The 14,152-nt window shown below is 71.9% G+C and carries 19 protein-coding genes, 1 tRNA gene and 1 pseudogene; 7 read left to right on the forward strand and 14 right to left on the reverse strand.

The features are described 5' to 3' along the window. Positions 1 to 30 precede the first annotated feature (30 nt). The 4 genes from ACIPFH_RS23625 to ACIPFH_RS23640 form a co-directional block, all read right to left on the reverse strand. Positions 31 to 942 (reverse strand): RNA polymerase sigma factor SigF, encoded by a 912-nt coding sequence (locus ACIPFH_RS23625; protein WP_356248539.1) that lies wholly within the window; start codon positions 940 to 942, stop codon positions 31 to 33. Positions 943 to 1,265: 323 nt separating this feature from the next. Then, complete coding sequence (locus ACIPFH_RS23630) at positions 1,266 to 2,216, reverse strand: RNA polymerase sigma factor SigF (protein WP_401829076.1); 951 nt, start codon at positions 2,214 to 2,216, stop codon at positions 1,266 to 1,268. Between the two features lie 212 nt (positions 2,217 to 2,428). After that, positions 2,429 to 2,722: a Dabb family protein gene (locus ACIPFH_RS23635; RefSeq protein ID WP_356248541.1), complete on the reverse strand. Its 294-nt coding sequence runs from the start codon at positions 2,720 to 2,722 to the stop codon at positions 2,429 to 2,431. A gap of 18 nt (positions 2,723 to 2,740) precedes the next feature. Then, positions 2,741 to 2,917, reverse strand: a complete 177-nt coding sequence (locus tag ACIPFH_RS23640) for a hypothetical protein (RefSeq protein ID WP_200728596.1) — start codon at positions 2,915 to 2,917, stop codon at positions 2,741 to 2,743. Positions 2,918 to 3,107: 190 nt separating this feature from the next. Here ACIPFH_RS23640 and ACIPFH_RS23645 point away from each other — a divergent pair, with 190 nt between their 5' ends. Next, positions 3,108 to 3,413: a PLDc N-terminal domain-containing protein gene (locus tag ACIPFH_RS23645; protein WP_401829079.1), complete on the forward strand. Its 306-nt coding sequence runs from the start codon at positions 3,108 to 3,110 to the stop codon at positions 3,411 to 3,413. Here ACIPFH_RS23645 and ACIPFH_RS23650 read toward each other — a convergent pair. From ACIPFH_RS23650 to ACIPFH_RS23665, 4 genes are all read right to left on the reverse strand, one after another. Then, a tRNA-Ser gene (locus ACIPFH_RS23650) sits at positions 3,395 to 3,479 on the reverse strand. The two genes, ACIPFH_RS23645 and ACIPFH_RS23650, sit on opposite strands and share 19 nt — an antisense overlap. Before the next feature lie 55 nt (positions 3,480 to 3,534). Beyond that, positions 3,535 to 3,966: a tRNA adenosine(34) deaminase TadA gene (gene tadA / locus ACIPFH_RS23655; RefSeq protein WP_356265929.1), complete on the reverse strand. Its 432-nt coding sequence runs from the start codon at positions 3,964 to 3,966 to the stop codon at positions 3,535 to 3,537. A gap of 50 nt (positions 3,967 to 4,016) precedes the next feature. Then, complete coding sequence (locus tag ACIPFH_RS23660; protein WP_401829082.1) at positions 4,017 to 4,565, reverse strand: hypothetical protein; 549 nt, start codon at positions 4,563 to 4,565, stop codon at positions 4,017 to 4,019. A gap of 333 nt (positions 4,566 to 4,898) precedes the next feature. After that, positions 4,899 to 5,102, reverse strand: a complete 204-nt coding sequence (locus ACIPFH_RS23665) for a hypothetical protein (protein WP_401829259.1) — start codon at positions 5,100 to 5,102, stop codon at positions 4,899 to 4,901. Positions 5,103 to 5,258: 156 nt separating this feature from the next. On the opposite strand from ACIPFH_RS23665, the gene upp reads away from it, so the two are divergent. Beyond that, positions 5,259 to 5,894: a uracil phosphoribosyltransferase gene (gene upp, locus ACIPFH_RS23670; protein ID WP_356265920.1), complete on the forward strand. Its 636-nt coding sequence runs from the start codon at positions 5,259 to 5,261 to the stop codon at positions 5,892 to 5,894. A 150-nt stretch (positions 5,895 to 6,044) separates the two neighbouring features. On the opposite strand, the gene ACIPFH_RS23675 is transcribed toward upp, so the two are convergent. Both ACIPFH_RS23675 and ACIPFH_RS23680 read right to left on the reverse strand, forming a co-directional pair. Next, entirely contained in the window at positions 6,045 to 6,680 is a 636-nt protein-coding gene (locus tag ACIPFH_RS23675) for a LytR C-terminal domain-containing protein (protein WP_401829249.1), read from the reverse strand. 157 nt (positions 6,681 to 6,837) lie between these two features. Then, entirely contained in the window at positions 6,838 to 7,134 is a 297-nt protein-coding gene (locus tag ACIPFH_RS23680; RefSeq protein ID WP_004943146.1) for a type II toxin-antitoxin system VapB family antitoxin, read from the reverse strand. Positions 7,135 to 7,239: 105 nt separating this feature from the next. Between ACIPFH_RS23680 and ACIPFH_RS23685 the strand changes: the two are divergent. Continuing rightward, positions 7,240 to 7,604: pseudogene (locus ACIPFH_RS23685) on the forward strand (helicase HerA-like domain-containing protein); the annotation flags it as partial. Positions 7,605 to 7,950: 346 nt separating this feature from the next. Here ACIPFH_RS23685 and ACIPFH_RS23690 read toward each other — a convergent pair. From ACIPFH_RS23690 to ACIPFH_RS23705, 4 genes are all read right to left on the reverse strand, one after another. Next, positions 7,951 to 8,073: a hypothetical protein gene (locus ACIPFH_RS23690; RefSeq protein ID WP_356261971.1), complete on the reverse strand. Its 123-nt coding sequence runs from the start codon at positions 8,071 to 8,073 to the stop codon at positions 7,951 to 7,953. A gap of 65 nt (positions 8,074 to 8,138) precedes the next feature. Continuing rightward, on the reverse strand, positions 8,139 to 8,453 hold the full coding sequence (locus ACIPFH_RS23695; RefSeq protein WP_401829085.1) for a hypothetical protein: 315 nt from the start codon (positions 8,451 to 8,453) through the stop codon (positions 8,139 to 8,141). 227 nt (positions 8,454 to 8,680) lie between these two features. Then, positions 8,681 to 9,328 (reverse strand): HhH-GPD-type base excision DNA repair protein, encoded by a 648-nt coding sequence (locus ACIPFH_RS23700; protein WP_401829086.1) that lies wholly within the window; start codon positions 9,326 to 9,328, stop codon positions 8,681 to 8,683. A gap of 24 nt (positions 9,329 to 9,352) precedes the next feature. Next, complete coding sequence (locus tag ACIPFH_RS23705; RefSeq protein WP_401829088.1) at positions 9,353 to 10,096, reverse strand: siderophore-interacting protein; 744 nt, start codon at positions 10,094 to 10,096, stop codon at positions 9,353 to 9,355. Positions 10,097 to 10,173: 77 nt separating this feature from the next. Here ACIPFH_RS23705 and ACIPFH_RS23710 point away from each other — a divergent pair, with 77 nt between their 5' ends. The 4 genes from ACIPFH_RS23710 to ACIPFH_RS23725 are packed head-to-tail and all read left to right on the forward strand — an operon-like array spanning position 10,174 to position 14,132. After that, on the forward strand, positions 10,174 to 12,240 hold the full coding sequence (locus ACIPFH_RS23710; protein ID WP_401829090.1) for a penicillin acylase family protein: 2,067 nt from the start codon (positions 10,174 to 10,176) through the stop codon (positions 12,238 to 12,240). Continuing rightward, entirely contained in the window at positions 12,233 to 12,889 is a 657-nt protein-coding gene (locus tag ACIPFH_RS23715; protein WP_401829092.1) for a GNAT family N-acetyltransferase, read from the forward strand. Before ACIPFH_RS23710 ends, ACIPFH_RS23715 begins: the two co-directional genes overlap by 8 nt. Beyond that, positions 12,886 to 13,371, forward strand: a complete 486-nt coding sequence (locus tag ACIPFH_RS23720; protein WP_401829094.1) for a cupin domain-containing protein — start codon at positions 12,886 to 12,888, stop codon at positions 13,369 to 13,371. Before ACIPFH_RS23715 ends, ACIPFH_RS23720 begins: the two co-directional genes overlap by 4 nt. Further along, complete coding sequence (locus ACIPFH_RS23725; RefSeq protein ID WP_401829096.1) at positions 13,368 to 14,132, forward strand: SDR family NAD(P)-dependent oxidoreductase; 765 nt, start codon at positions 13,368 to 13,370, stop codon at positions 14,130 to 14,132. Before ACIPFH_RS23720 ends, ACIPFH_RS23725 begins: the two co-directional genes overlap by 4 nt. The last annotated feature ends 20 nt before the right edge of the window (positions 14,133 to 14,152 follow it).

Consider the following 14,152-nt stretch of genomic DNA (forward strand, 5'->3'; position numbering starts at 1 on the left):
CCTGGACCCGATCCGGCCGATCGCTGCTCGCTAGTCGGAGATGAGGCCCTCGCGCAGCTGCGCCAGGGTCCGGGTCAGCAGACGGGAGACGTGCATCTGGGAGATGCCGACCTCCTCGCCGATCTGGGACTGGGTCATGTTGGCGAAGAAGCGCAGCATGATGATGCGGCGTTCGCGCGGCGGGAGCTTGGCCAGCAGCGGCTTCAGCGACTCGCGGTACTCCACGCCCTCCAGCGCCGTGTCCTCGTAGCCGAGGCGGTCGGCCAGGGAACCCTCGCCGCCGTCGTCCTCCAGGGCCGGGGAGTCCAGCGAGGAGGCCGTGTAGGCGTTGCCGACCGCGAGGCCGTCGACGACGTCCTCCTCGGACACGCCCAGTACCGCGGCGAGTTCGGCGACCGTCGGAGAGCGGTCCAGCTTCTGGGAGAGCTCGTCGCTGGCCTTGGTGAGGGCCAGGCGCAGCTCCTGGAGGCGGCGCGGGACGCGCACCGACCACGACGTGTCGCGGAAGAAGCGCTTGATCTCGCCCACGACCGTCGGCATGGCGAACGTCGGGAACTCAACGCCCCGTTCGCAGTCGAAGCGGTCGATCGCCTTGATCAGGCCGATGGTGCCGACCTGGACGATGTCCTCCATCGGTTCGTTGCGCGAGCGGAAGCGGGCCGCCGCGTAGCGCACGAGGGGGAGGTTGAGCTCGATGAGGGTGTCCCGGACGTACATGCGCTCGGGGCTGTCCTCGGCGAGGGTGGCCAGTCGCAGGAACAGGGAGCGGGACAGGGTGCGGGTGTCGATGGCCCCCGTGGCCGTGAGGGCCGGGGCCGGAGTGGCCTCGGGTGCCGTGACGTCGTCGAGCACGTCGAGTACGACGGGCTCCACAGGCGCGCTGGGCGCGGACTCGCTCTTCGTGAGCGTGAGCACCTTCGAGCTGCCCTGATCTGCGGACATGCCACCCCCTTTGGGTCGCGGGACGGTCGCGGCGAACATTCCCGCTTGAGGAACGTCAGCCTTCACCTGAATACCGGAGCCGAAGCCTCGGCAAACGCGCTTCCGGCAGAATGTCACATGTCGGCAACACGCTGTAGTGACATGTCGACATGTGAGTTACGAAACGGCCCTGGAAAAAGGGGGTCTGACGGTATTTCAGCCCAGATCCGTCGGAACGGCGGCTTTGAGTGATTCGCTCCCAGGGGTGACGTCTCGGTCAGGCTTGCGATCCCGGATCGAGTGACGTGTCGGAGCGTGTCAGCGTGTGCCCGCGTGGGTCCGCGTCACGCCTCGATGCGGTTCGCCGAGCGAAGCCGCTGGAAGCTACGCGCGAGTAGCCGGGACACGTGCATCTGGGACACGCCGAGTTCCGCGCTGATCTGGGACTGCGTGAGGTTGCTGTAGTAGCGCAGCAGGAGGATCCGCTGCTCGCGCTCGGGGAGTTGGACCAGGAGGTGGCGCACGAGGTCGCGGTGCTCCACGCCGTCCAGCGCCGGATCCTCGTAGCCGAGACGGTCCAGCAGGCCCGGCAGGCCGTCGCCCTCCTGGGCCGCCTCCAGCGAGGTGGCGTGGTACGAGCGGCCCGCCTCGATGCAGGAGAGCACCTCGTCCTCGCCGATGCGCAGTCGCTCGGCGATCTCGGCCGTCGTCGGGGTGCGGCCGAAGGCGGTCGTCAGGTCCTCCGTCGCGCTGTTGACCTGCACCCACAACTCGTGCAGCCGGCGCGGTACGTGGACCGTGCGGACGTTGTCGCGGAAGTAGCGCTTGATCTCGCCGATGACCGTCGGCATGGCGAACGTCGGGAACTGCACGCCCCGGTCCGGGTCAAAGCGGTCGATGGCGTTGATCAGGCCGATGGTGCCGACCTGGACGACGTCCTCCATCGGTTCGTTGCGGGAGCGGAAGCGGGCGGCCGCGTAGCGCACGAGCGGGAGGTTGGCCTCGATGAGCGCCCCGCGCACGCGGTTGTGCTCCGGCGTGCCCGGCTGGAGCTCCTTCAGTTCACCGAAGAGCAGCTGGGTCAGCGCCCGGGTGTCGGCCCCTCGGCGCCGCTCGGGCGACGGGGCGGTTTCCGGCTCGGTCTCCGGGACGGCCGCCGGAACGGCTTCCAGGGCGGGCACGGGAGCCGGTGCCGGGGTGGACGCCGGCGCGGGCGCGGAGGCGGCTTCCGAAGCGGGTGCCGGGGCGGGTGCCGGGGGTGCCTCTTCCTGAGGCGGCGCAGTACTGGCCGACACGGTCAACGCCACCTCTTCGTCAGGTCAACATCGGTCAACTCATCCGTCAAAAGCGGTCATAGCATCACAAGACATGTGCACTGTGTGCAAGCACCCCATAACCCCGTGTTGAGGGTGAAGTTGGGCCGTCGCCCCGGTTCCGGACGTGAGAAAGCCCCCCGCTGTCCGGCGGAGGGCTCCGTACTGCCGATGCGGCGTGCGGGAGGAGCGGCTCAGAACTCGTAGTCGGCGACCACCCAGGTGGCGAACTCCCGCCACAGTGCGACGCCCGCCTGGTGGGCCGGGTGCTCGAGGTAGCGCTTCAGCGCGTCCACGTCCTCGACCGCCGAGTTGATCGCGAAGTCGTAGGCGATGGGCCGGTCGCTGATGTTCCAGCCCAGCTCCCAGAAGCGCAGTTCCTCGATGTGACCGTCGAGTGCCCGGAAAGCCGCTTCACCCTGCACGACCCGGGGGTCGTCGCGCTCGACGCCCTCGTTGAGCTTGAAAAGGACCAGGTGGCGGATCATGGGCACTCCCAGCGCGTGCTACTTGGCCCCGTCGGCGAGCCAGGTGAAGAAGTCACCGACGGCCTTGGCGGCGTCCGATATGCCCTGGAAGCCTATCTGGACGTAGTCCGCCGCCTTCGCCGGGTCCGTGATGATCACGTAGAGCGCGAAGACCACGAGTACGTAGACGGCGATCTTCTTGGCGTTCACCGCCACCTGGCCTCCCCTGTATGCGCCCACTCGGGCCTGCTGCCGGCGGCGAGTGTAACCGGAAGTGCGATTTTCACACCGCTTTTTGAGTGTCCCGGCGCGTTCGTGAACCGTTCGCGGGTCCTCATCCGATGAAGGGTCGAGCGCCGACAGGCGGCGAGCGAAAACGAACAGAAGAGAAGGGAAGGGGAGGGAAATGCTGGAACTGCTGCCCGTCGTCCCGAGGACCCTGATGGTGATGCTGTCCGTCGTCCCGATGGTCCTCGTGACGTTGCTGTGCGTGAGGGCGTTCTTCGACTGCGTCCGTACTCCCGGGCAGCGCGTCCGATATCTACCGAAGCTGCTCTGGCTGCTCTTCATGCTCGGCGCCCCGGTCGTCGGCGCGCTCGCCTGGACGTACCTGGGCAAGCGACCCGAGCCCCGCGAGCGCCCGGCGAACGAGCGAAGGGCCCGGCTCATAGAGCCGGACCCTTCGTCCACAAGCGGTAGCGGAGGGATTTGAACCCTCGGTGACTTGCGCCACACTCGCTTTCGAGGCGAGCTCCTTCGGCCGCTCGGACACGCTACCGAGGGAGACCTTACAGCAATGCGGGCCCCGGTTTGAAATCGGTATTCGGGGCGGATCACCGGTCCCGGAAGAACTCCGTGAGGAGTCCGGCGCTCTCTTCGGCGAGGACGCCTTCGACGACCTCGGGTCGGTGGTTGAGCCGTCGGTCGCGGACGACGTCCCAGAGGGAGCCGGCCGCGCCCGCCTTGTCGTCGCGGGCCCCGTAGACGACCCGGTCCACCCGGGACTGCACGATCGCGCCCGCGCACATCGTGCACGGTTCGAGGGTCACCACGAGCGTGCAGCCGGACAGCCGCCACTCGCCCAGCGCGGCCGCCGCCCGCCGGACGGCGAGCACCTCCGCGTGGGCCGTCGGATCGCCGCCGGCCTCACGTTCGTTGTGGCCCCTCGCGAGCACCGTCGTGCCGTCCGGAGCCAGCACGACGGCGCCGACCGGGACGTCCCCGCCCCGGACGGCCAGCCGTGCCTCGTCCAGGGCGAGCCTCATCGCGGCCCGCCACCGGTCGCGCAGGGGATCGGGCGCCGTTCCTGGTGCGGTCAGCGGACGGTCTCCAGGACCTCCGAGGCGCCCAGGGCGTCGGCGATCTCGGTGACCGCGTCCGCGGACAGCGACCTCAGTTCCTTCTCGCCGACGCCGAGGTCGTCGAGGATGCCGGCGTCGCCGACCGGGCCGTGCGGCACGGCCTCGGCCGAGCCGTTCACGGTGCTGACGGCACCCTCGTCCTCGTCCTCGTCGTCGTCCTCGTTCTCACCGTCCTCGGTGCCGTCGAGGTCGAGGGCGTCCAGGTCGACGTCATCACCCGGGTCCCTTCCGAGCAGTTCGTCGGTGAGCAGGATCTCGCCGTACGAACTGCGGGCGGCGGCGGCGGCGTCGGAGACGAAGATGCGAGGGTCCTCCTCGCCGTCGATGCGGACGACCCCGAACCAGGAGTCCTCCTGCTCGATCAGCACGAGCACCGTGTCGTCGTCGGGAGAGGCCTCCCGGGCCAGCTCGGCCAGATCCGACAGGGTCTCCACATCGTCGAGCTCCGTGTCGCTCGCTTCCCACCCGTCTTCGGTGCGCGCGAGCAGTGCGGCGAAGTACACCGTGACTCTCCCACTGGTCTTAGGCGTGCCGGTTGGGGGTCCCCCCGGCGGAGGTTACGGGCGGAGAGAGCTCAGGCTCCGAGCCCCACCCACCCGGAATCGTGGCAGAAACAAGGCGTCCAGGGGACATCTTCGGCTCCCTGTGTCCGGTGGTTTTGATCGCACGTCCATGAGCAGGGCCATGACTACGTCCGCGAGTGACTCACCAGCGCACTCGTTGCCGCCATCAGCGGATCGTACGCGGCTTTCCCGTGCGCCACGCATGTCCACCCCACGTGACACCCGTGACGGTGGCGATCTTCCCCGTATGCCCCAAGTCCCGTACGGCCACCGCTACCAGCGGAAGGTGCGCATACGCATCGCGCGGCGCAGGCGGGCGGTCTTGGCGCGGCGCGGCTGGACCCGGTCGCGCAGTTCGCGGGCCTCGGCCAGCTCGCGCAGGAACCGGGCGCGGCGCCTTCGGCGCTCGGCGTCGGTCTCGGCCATCCGCGCCGTTTCCGGCGAGTCGTTGTCGGGCAGGTTGGGCAGCTCAGGCATCAGCACACCACCCCGGGTACCCCGGTCCGTCTCCATATCCTGCTCCCACTTTCCCTCCGACGGGCGGTTTGACGCCAGCCAACGGCCTAAGTCGGGGGGTGAGGTGCACTGTCTGTGCGGGCGTCGGGCGGGTTCGGCCCGGTTACTGTTGTGGACATGCGTCTCCACGTCGTCGACCACCCTCTGGTCGCTCACAAGCTCACCACGCTGCGCGACCAGCGCACGGACTCCGCGACCTTCCGCCGGCTGGCCGACGAACTGGTCACCCTGCTCGCCTACGAGGCCACGCGTGACGTGCGCACCGAACAGGTCGACATCAAGACGCCGGTCGCCTCGACCACCGGCGTCAAGCTCTCCCACCCCCGTCCGCTGGTCGTGCCGATCCTGCGCGCGGGACTCGGCATGCTGGACGGCATGATGCGGCTGCTTCCGACGGCGGAGGTGGGCTTCCTGGGCATGATCCGCAACGAGGAGACGCTCGAGGCGTCCACGTACGCCACGCGCATGCCGGAGAACCTCCTCGGCCGCCAGGTGTACGTCCTGGACCCGATGCTGGCCACCGGCGGCACGCTGGTCGCCGCGATCCGCGAGCTGATCCGGCGCGGCGCCGACGACGTGACGGCCGTGGTGCTGCTCGCGGCCCCGGAGGGCGTGGAGCTCATGGAGCGCGAGCTCGCCGGCACCCCGGTCACCGTCGTCACGGCAGCGGTGGACGATCACCTCAACGAGCACGGCTACATCGTCCCGGGCCTGGGCGACGCGGGCGACCGCCTGTACGGCGCGGCCGAATAAGTCGAGCAAGCCGAGCAAGCCGAGCAAGCCGCAGAAGTCGAGCAGCAGAAGAAGTGGAACAGGCCGAGTAGGCCGGACAGCCGGACGGTGCGGCGAGGGTGGAGGGGGAGGGGCTGCTCGCAGCCCCTCCCCCTCCACCCTCTTCGCGTTCTAGCAGCCCTTCTTCGTGGACGCCGTCGGCTGCGGCGCGGCCAGCGCCGTCAGTGCCTTGACCGAGGCGGCCTGGCTGGTCAGCGCCTTGAAGCCGTTGCCGATGATCAGGTCGACGGCCGCCCCCGTACGGGCGGCGTCGGTGCGGCGCTCGGCGGCGGTGAGCTGGGTGGCGAGCACGGGCAGCGAGGTGTTCAGCGAGGCCGCGGGGCCGAGCAGTATCCCGGTGCCGGTGACCTTCTTGTCGTACTGCTTGGCGGCGTTGCCCACTTCGCCGATCTTGAAGCCGCGCTTCTTCAGCTCGTCCGCGGTGGTCTTGGCGAGACCGCTTCGGGTGGTGGCGTTGAAGACGTTCACGGTGATCTGCGCGGGCTTGGGCACCGCGCCCGCAGCGGCCGCGGCGACCGACGCGGAGGCCGCGGGGCTCGCCTTGGTCGCCTTGGTCGAGCAGCCGGTTCCGGCGGCCGTGGCCGTTCCTCCGCCGCCCGTGAAGACGTCGATGAGCTGAAGGGTGCCCCACCCGGCCACGCCGAGCACGGCACCGCAGGAGACGACCACGACGACCAGCCTGCCGCGGCGTCGGTGGGGGCGCATGCGGGGGTACTTGTCCCCCGTGATCCGGTACTTGCCGCCCATGCCGGGGGGAGTCAGCATGCTCATGAGCGCAGCGTAGTGCGCCCGGGCGGCCGTGACGAATAAACGATCATCCGACACCGCTCGGGGCGCGGGAAAGCACCCGAAAGGGTCAACCGAAGGCTCGACCGGGGCGGGTGACGGGGGTTCTGGCGGAGGGTCAGTCCAGCTCGAGCACGCGCGCGTGCAGGACCTGGCGCTGCTGGAGTGCCGCCCGCACCGCACGGTGCAGGCCGTCCTCCAGATACAGGTCGCCCTGCCACTTCACGACGTGCGCGAAGAGGTCGCCGTAGAACGTGGAGTCCTCCGCGAGCAGGGTTTCCAGGTCGAGCTGCTGCTTCGTGGTCACCAGCTGATCGAGGCGGACCGGGCGCGGCGCGACGTCCGCCCACTGCCGGGTGCTTTCCCGGCCGTGGTCGGGGTACGGCCGGCCGTTTCCGATGCGCTTGAAGATCACACGGAAAGCCTACCGGTCCAGACGTTCCGGGCGCAGCCATGGAGCCGGAGTGCGACGTTGGAAAAGATGTGACGAACGTGGGTAAAACGGAACGATGGTCTGCGGATGAGCGAGTCGACGAGCACCGCCGACATCGCCGCCGGGCACGCCTTCACCGGGCCCGCCCTCACCTGGGCGCACCGTTGTGGGACGGGAAGTGGCTGCTCCAGGCTCCGGTCCGCACCCTCCTCCGCCTGCTGAACAGGCACGGCCTGATCGCGGGCGCCACCGGCACCGGAAAGACCGGGACGCTCCGGATGATCGCCGGGCGGTTCTCGGCGCAGAGGGCGCCGGTCTGCCTCGCCGATGTCCAGGTCGATCGGTCGGGTGTCTCGGCGCCTGGGGCGGCGAACGGCCGGGTGCGGGAGTGGGCGGCAGAAGTCGGCCAGAAATGGACGGCGCCCGGCTTCCCGACCGAGGTCTACGCCCTCGCGCCCTCGCCCCTTCGGCCCCTCGCGCCCTCGCCCCTTCGGCCCCTCGTGGCCTGGTGTCCTGGTGGCCTCGCGCCCAGGCGCCCAGGCGCCCAGGCGCCCAGGCGCCCGGGCACGCCGGTCGCGGCGAGCCGGTTGGGCGTGCCCGAGTCGCTGATGGACCTGGGTCGACGGGCCGGCCCTCGGCCGGGCGGTGCGGGGGTCCCCGTTCCACGAGCGCTGTGCACAGGCTGTGGACAGCGGATTCGCGTTCGCCGCGAGATCACCCACCCCCTCTCGGCACGGCACGGCACGGCACGGCACGGCACGGAACGGCGGAGGCGGTGGGCCCGCCTCCGCCGACCGGTCAGCGGCCCCGGTGCTCCGGAGGCTGCTGCGGTTTCGCTTCCTTCGCCTGCGGTTTCGGTGTGCTGCGCACGGCCTCCGCGCGCAGCAGGGCGCGCAGGATCGCATACGGGTCTGTGGGCATGACTCTTTCCCTCACATGTTCCTCGCGTGAGTGTGATCGCCGGACGGGCCTGGGGGCGGCGTCCGTCAGCAGCGCAGGACCACGGTGCGCAGGGTGTGCAGGGCGTACGGAGGCCGGGGCGGCGCGGGGTGCGGTCGGTCGGCGGGGACACCGGGCGCCGGGGTCGGCAGTGGTGCGGGCCGCAACGGCACGGCGCGACGGTGGGCGCAGGGAGCCGGTCGGAACGCCGTGTCGAAGACGTCGTATTCGACGTGTTCGACGGCGGCGACGGGTGCCGCCGTCGCGACTTCGGCGGCCGAACCCGGCATCAGCAGGGCGAGCAGCAGCACGAGCGTCCGCAGCCGGGTGCGGCTGCGGGGGAGGCGCGCTGCGGGACTCATGAGAGGTCATCTCCCCGCGACACGCCCCGTCTTCAGCATGCCGGGGCCGGATACGCCCGTTCGGCGGACAACGGGCTCACACGGTGTGCGACACCGTCCGGGTCCGGCCCCGGACGCGCGGCGAGCGTGACCGAGAGGGGCCGGTCGGCGGCTCGGTCAGGCGGCTCGGTCAGGCCCCCGGCCGGGACCGGGCGGCGCCGGCCCGCCACCCGGGGTGGCCACCCGCCCTACTTCTCGGCGGCCTCGGCGGCCTCGGCGGTCTTCGGCGCCTTCGCGGGGTGTCCCGCCTTCGCCGTCTTGGCGGCCTTCGCCGCCGCCTTCATCTCCTGCTTGTGCGCCCGCACCTTCACCAGCGACTCCGGACCGGTGATGTCGGCGACGGACCGGAAGGACTTCGGCTCGCCGTAGGAGCCGGCCGCCTCCCGCCAGCCCGTGGGCCGCACGCCGAGCTGCTTGCCCAGCAGCGCGAGGAAGATCTGTGCCTTCTGCCTGCCGAAGCCGGGCAGTTCCTCGAGCCGCCCGAGCAACTCCTTGCCGCTGCTCACGTCCTTCCAGACGGCGCCGGCGTCACCGTCGTAGTGCTCGACGAGGTACTGGCAGAGCTGCTGGACGCGCTTGGCCATGGAGCCGGGGTAGCGGTGCACGGCCGGCTTCTCGGAGAGCAGCGCGGCGAAGGTCTCCGGGTCCTGGGCGGCGATGTCGTGCGCGTCCAGGTCGTCGGCGCCGAGCCGGTCGGCGATCGTCCGGGGTCCCTTGAACGCCCACTCCATCGGAACCTGCTGGTCCAGCAGCATCCCGACCAGCGCGGCGAGCGGGGACCGCCCGAGGAGCTCGTCGGCCTCGGGGTCCTGGGAGAGGTGAAGGGTGACGTCCATGCGTCGATGATCCCGCCTGTGCCGTCAGCTCGCGCGCCAGTACCCCAGCGCGTTGAGCCGCTCCTTGGGGACGCCCAGTTCCTTGCGCAGGTGGGACGACAGCGTCCTGGTGGTGCGGGTGTCGCAGGCGATCCAGACGTACGGGTCGGGGGTGGCCGTCAGGAGGGCGGGCAGTTCGGCCTTCACCCGCTCGACCAGGTGGGCGCCGGAGTCCACCCTGGGCACGTGGCGTATCTCGTGGCGCGCGGGGTCGGTCCGGAAGGGCAGACCGTCCGCGCCGTCGGCCGAGCCCTCGAACCAGACGGTCGCCGGGGCGGAGCCGAGCGCCCCCTCGCCCCCGCCGAGCAGGGAGTTGATGGCGGGCAGGGAGGCCGGGTCGCCGATCACGAGGACGTGCGAGGGGGCCGGGACCGGTGCTTCGAAGGCGGTGCCCTGGACGGTCGCGTCGATCGTGTCGCCGGGCTTCGCCGCTCGTGCCCAGTCGCTGGCCGCGCCGGCGTGCAGCGCGAACTCCAGGGCGAAGGCGCCGGCCGCCGGGTCGGGGTCGACCAGGGTGTAGGCCCGCTGGTGCGGCCGGCCCGCGTTCTCGAACCAGAGCCGGATCCAGATCGTCGGGTGGACGCCGGTGGCGGCGAGCAGCCCGCCGTCCGAGAGGTGCAGCCGGCGGTACTCGCCGGTGACCTCCTCCACGTCCGTGACCGTGAGCGTGAAGTCCTTCGCACGCATCAGTCTGAGGACCGTGCCCTCCCAGCCCCGCCCCTGCGCCATGACCTCTGCACCCCTCGCGTACGATTTCGGCGTAATTACTTAGGCAAGCCTAACCTAAAACGAAAAGGGGTCAGAGGGTGACCACCGAGATCTACCGTGACGCCTGGGGCGTTCCGCATCTGCGCGCCGGCGACGCCCACGCCCTCGCCCGCCTCCAGGGATCGGTCACCGCCCGCGACCGCGCCTGGCAGCTGGAGGTCGAACGGCACCGGGCGCGCGGCACCTCGGCGTCCTTCCTCGGCCCCGACGCCCTCCCCTGGGACCGCTTCGTGCGCCGCGCCCGCCTCGACGACACGGCGAGACGCTGCTTCGACGAACTGGGGAGACGGGACCCGGAGACGGCGGCCTGGGTACGGGCGTACGTCGACGGGGTCAACGACGGGCTGACCACCGCCGACGCGCCCGAGTTCACCCGGACCGGCCTCGCACCCGGCCGCTGGGAACCCTGGACCCCGCTCGCCGTCTGGCTGGCCACGCACATCCTGTTCGCCGGATTCCCCGCCAAGCTGTGGCGCGAGGAGGCAGCCCGGCACCTCGGCCCCGAGGCGGTCGGCCTGTTCGCCACCGACGGACCCGGCACCTCCGGCAGCAACGGCTGGCTGCTGAGCGGCGACCGGACGGTCACCGGGCAGCCGGTCATCGCCGGCGACCCGCACCGGTTCGTCGAGGACCCCGGCGTCTACCAGCAGATCCGTCTGGCCTGCGACGAGTTCGACGTCGTCGGGCTCGCCGTCCCGGGTGTCCCCGGCATCGCCCACTTCGGCCACACGGGCACGGTCGCCTGGGCCATCACCAACGCGATGGCCGACTACCAGGACCTCTACCGCGAACGGCTGCGCCGCACCGGCGCGGGCGTCGAGGCACTCGGCCCGGACGGCGCCTGGCGGCGGGTCGCCCGGCACACCGAACTGGTGCGGGTGGCGGGCGAGGAGACCGTCGAGGTGGAGGTGCTGGAGACCGAGCGCGGCCCGGTGATCGCGGGCGGCCCGGAAGGTCTCGACGACGGCACCCCGCTCGCACTGGCCCTGCGCCACCCGCCCCGCGTCACCGCCGACCTGGGTTTCGGGGCCCTCCTCCCCCTGCTCCGGGCCCGCCGGGTCGCCGACGTGGACCGGGCCTTCGACCGCTGGGCCGAGCCCGTCAACGTCGTCCAGGCCGCCGACACCGAGGGCGGCCTGCTGCACCGGGTCGCGGGCCGGGTGCCGCTGCGCGCCGCGGTGAACGGGACCCGGCTGGTGCCCGCCTGGGAACCCGGCCACGAGTGGACCGGCTGGCAGGAGACGCCCCGCGCGGGACTGACCGACGGCCTCGCGGTGATGGCCAACCAGCGAGGCCCCGCCACGGGGCTGGGCGTCGAGTTCGCCCCGCCGCACCGCGCCGACCGTATCCGCGCGCTGCTCGGTGAGCGCCGGCAGTGGTCCGCGTCCGACATGCCGGCCATCCACACGGACACGTATCTGGCCTCCGCCGCGCCCCTGCTGGACCATCTGTCCGCCCTCGACGACCTGACCGGCCCGGCCGGTGAACTCCGCGACCGCCTGCTGCGCTGGGACCGCCGGATGGACGCCGACAGCCAGGAGGCGGCGCGGTTCGCGGCCCTGCGCGGCGCCCTGGTCCGCCGCCTCGCCGCCCACCCCGCCTTCGCGGCCCTCACCACCCCGCCCGCCTACCCGGAGGTCCTCCTCCCCTGGCTGGCCCTGGTCCCGCGCATCGGCTTCGCACTCGAACACCTCCTGCGCGCCGAGGAGCTGTACGGCATCGACCGCCGGGCGCTGGTCCGGGAGGCCGTCGAGGAGGTGGCCGGGCAGCCGGCCGGCCGCTGGGGAGACACCCACCGCCTCACCCCCTGGCGGGCGCTGCCCGACCCCTCCCGGGAGGCCCCCGCGCTGGCCGGCGACCACGACTGCGTGCTGTGCACCTCGGCCGTGCCCGGCTGGACCGACCTCGCCGCACGCGGCCCGGCCGCCCGTTACGTATGGGACCTGGCCCGCCGCGAGGACAGCCTGTGGGTCGTCCCGTTCGGCGCGTCCGGCCTCCCCGGCCACCCCCACCACCACGACCAGCTCCCCCTGTGGCTCAAGGGCGAACTGGCCCCGGTCGTCACCGACTGGGCACAGCTGAAGAAGGAGAGCGACGATGACTGACCGCCAGGACCTCGAGGACTTCCGGGACGGCCGGGACTTCCGGGACGGCCGGGACCTCCGGGGCACGTATGTGTATGAGCGGGTGGTCGACGGGTTCGGCACCTTCGGTATCCGGCCCCTGGACGCAGAGGGTGACGCGGACGTCGTCCACGGCTGGGTGAGCGAGGAGCGGGCCGCGTTCTGGGGCATGAACGGTCTGACACGCGACCAGGTCGCCGGGATCTACGCCCACATGGCGGGCCTCGACACCCATCACGCCCTCCTGGCCGAGCTGGACGGCGACCCGGTCGCCCTCCTCCAGACCTACGAGCCCACCGAGGACCGGGTCGGCGCGTGCTACCCGGTCGAACCCGGGGACATCGGCGTCCACCTGCTCATCGCGCCGGCCGGCGGGCGAGGGGCCCGGCCGGGCTGGTCGGCGGCGCTGATGGGCACGTTCGCGTCGTATGTGCTGGTCGGCCTGGACCGGCCGCGCGTCGTCGTGGATCCCGATGTGCGCAACGAGAAGGCGGTCGCCCGCTTCCTCCGGCAGGGCTTCGAGCCGGGGCCGGTCGTCACCCTGCCGGAGATCGATCTGCCGGACGTGTACCTGCCGGAGAAGAAGGCGCAACTGGCGTTTCTGCGCCGGGAGGTAGCGTTCCCCGGGTGACCTCACCGCTCACCCCCGAAGATCTCGTCGCCCACTACGGCCTGGAGCCGATCCCCCGCGAGGGGGGCCTGTTCCGCCGTACCTGGGCGGGTCCGGAGGGGCCGGACGGCCGCCCCGCCGGCTCCGCGATCGTCGCGCTGCTCACCGCCGACGACTACTCGGCCCTGCACCGCCTGCCCACCGCCGAGGTCTGGCACCACTACCTCGGCGACCCGCTCCGGCTGCTCCTCCTCGCCCCCGACGGCGCCTCCCGTACGGCGGTGCTCGGTCCGGACGTCCTGGGCGGACAGCAGCCGCAGCTCACCGTGCCCGCGCACACCTGGATGGGTGGGCGGGTGGTCGCCGGGGGCGCCTGGACCTTCTTCGGCTGCACGATGGCCCCCGGCTTCACCTACGGGGACTACGAACACGGGGACGCGGCCGTCCTCACGGCGCGTCATCCGGACCGGGCCGCCCTCATCGCGGAACTGTGCCGTCCATGACGTTGCTGACGGGCCGGGTGGCCCTCATCACGGGTGCGGGCGGCGGTATCGGGCGCGGCATCGCGCTGCGGTTCGCCCAGGAGGGCGCGTCTGTGGCGCTGCACTGCCGTACGCGGACCGAGGCGGCCCGGGCGCTCGCCGAGGAGATCGCCGACGAGACCGACGCGCGGGCCGTCGTCCTGCCGGGCGCCGACCTGACCGTCGAGGACGAGTGTCGCGAGGTGGTGGCCCAGGCCGCCGAGTGGGGCGGCGGACGGCTCGACGCGCTGGTGAACAACGCGGGCGTACAGCCGGTGCGGGCGCTGCCCGGGATGACGGCGGCGGACTGGCGGGCGGTCGTCGACACCAATCTGACCAGCGTCTTCGCCTGCACCCAGGCGGCGGCGGAGGTGATGCGGGAGCGCGGTGGAAGCATCACGCACATCGCCTCCGTCGAGGCGGGGACGCCGGCTCCCGGTCATGCCCACTACGCCGCCTCCAAGGCCGCGGTCGTGATGCACGCGCGGGCGGCCGCACAGGAGTACGGGGCGTCCGGCATCCGTGTGAACACGGTCTCGCCCGGGCTGATCGACCGCGAGGGCCTGGCCGAGGCGTGGCCGGACGGGGTGCGGCGGTGGCGGGAGGCGGTCGCGGTCCGCCGGCTGGGCCGCCCGGAGGACGTCGGCGACGCCTGTGTCTTCCTGGCCTCCCCGCTCGCGTCCTGGATCACCGGACACGACCTGGTGGTGGACGGCGGGGTGTCGGCGCGGCCGACGTGGTGAACCGGATGCCCTGTGCATGC

This window comes from Streptomyces sp. NPDC088157 (genome assembly GCF_044741545.1).
Lineage (GTDB): Bacteria > Actinomycetota > Actinomycetes > Streptomycetales > Streptomycetaceae > Streptomyces.

Excerpts from the sequence above, each read along its gene's own strand:
- ACIPFH_RS23625 (WP_356248539.1), bottom strand. The coding sequence starts at position 942 with ATGTCCGCAGATCAGGGCAGCTCGAAGGTGCTCACGCTCACGAAGAGC.
- ACIPFH_RS23635 (WP_356248541.1), bottom strand. The coding sequence starts at position 2,722 with ATGATCCGCCACCTGGTCCTTTTCAAGCTCAACGAGGGCGTCGAGCGC.
- ACIPFH_RS23645 (WP_401829079.1), top strand. The coding sequence starts at position 3,108 with ATGCTGGAACTGCTGCCCGTCGTCCCGAGGACCCTGATGGTGATGCTG.
- tadA (WP_356265929.1), bottom strand. The coding sequence starts at position 3,966 with ATGAGGCTCGCCCTGGACGAGGCACGGCTGGCCGTCCGGGGCGGGGAC.
- ACIPFH_RS23665 (WP_401829259.1), bottom strand. The coding sequence starts at position 5,102 with ATGCCTGAGCTGCCCAACCTGCCCGACAACGACTCGCCGGAAACGGCG.
- upp (WP_356265920.1), top strand. The coding sequence starts at position 5,259 with ATGCGTCTCCACGTCGTCGACCACCCTCTGGTCGCTCACAAGCTCACC.
- ACIPFH_RS23675 (WP_401829249.1), bottom strand. The coding sequence starts at position 6,680 with ATGGGCGGCAAGTACCGGATCACGGGGGACAAGTACCCCCGCATGCGC.
- ACIPFH_RS23690 (WP_356261971.1), bottom strand. The coding sequence starts at position 8,073 with ATGCCCACAGACCCGTATGCGATCCTGCGCGCCCTGCTGCGCGCGGAG.
- ACIPFH_RS23695 (WP_401829085.1), bottom strand. The coding sequence starts at position 8,453 with ATGAGTCCCGCAGCGCGCCTCCCCCGCAGCCGCACCCGGCTGCGGACG.
- ACIPFH_RS23700 (WP_401829086.1), bottom strand. The coding sequence starts at position 9,328 with ATGGACGTCACCCTTCACCTCTCCCAGGACCCCGAGGCCGACGAGCTC.
- ACIPFH_RS23705 (WP_401829088.1), bottom strand. The coding sequence starts at position 10,096 with ATGGCGCAGGGGCGGGGCTGGGAGGGCACGGTCCTCAGACTGATGCGT.
- ACIPFH_RS23715 (WP_401829092.1), top strand. The coding sequence starts at position 12,233 with ATGACTGACCGCCAGGACCTCGAGGACTTCCGGGACGGCCGGGACTTC.
- ACIPFH_RS23725 (WP_401829096.1), top strand. The coding sequence starts at position 13,368 with ATGACGTTGCTGACGGGCCGGGTGGCCCTCATCACGGGTGCGGGCGGC.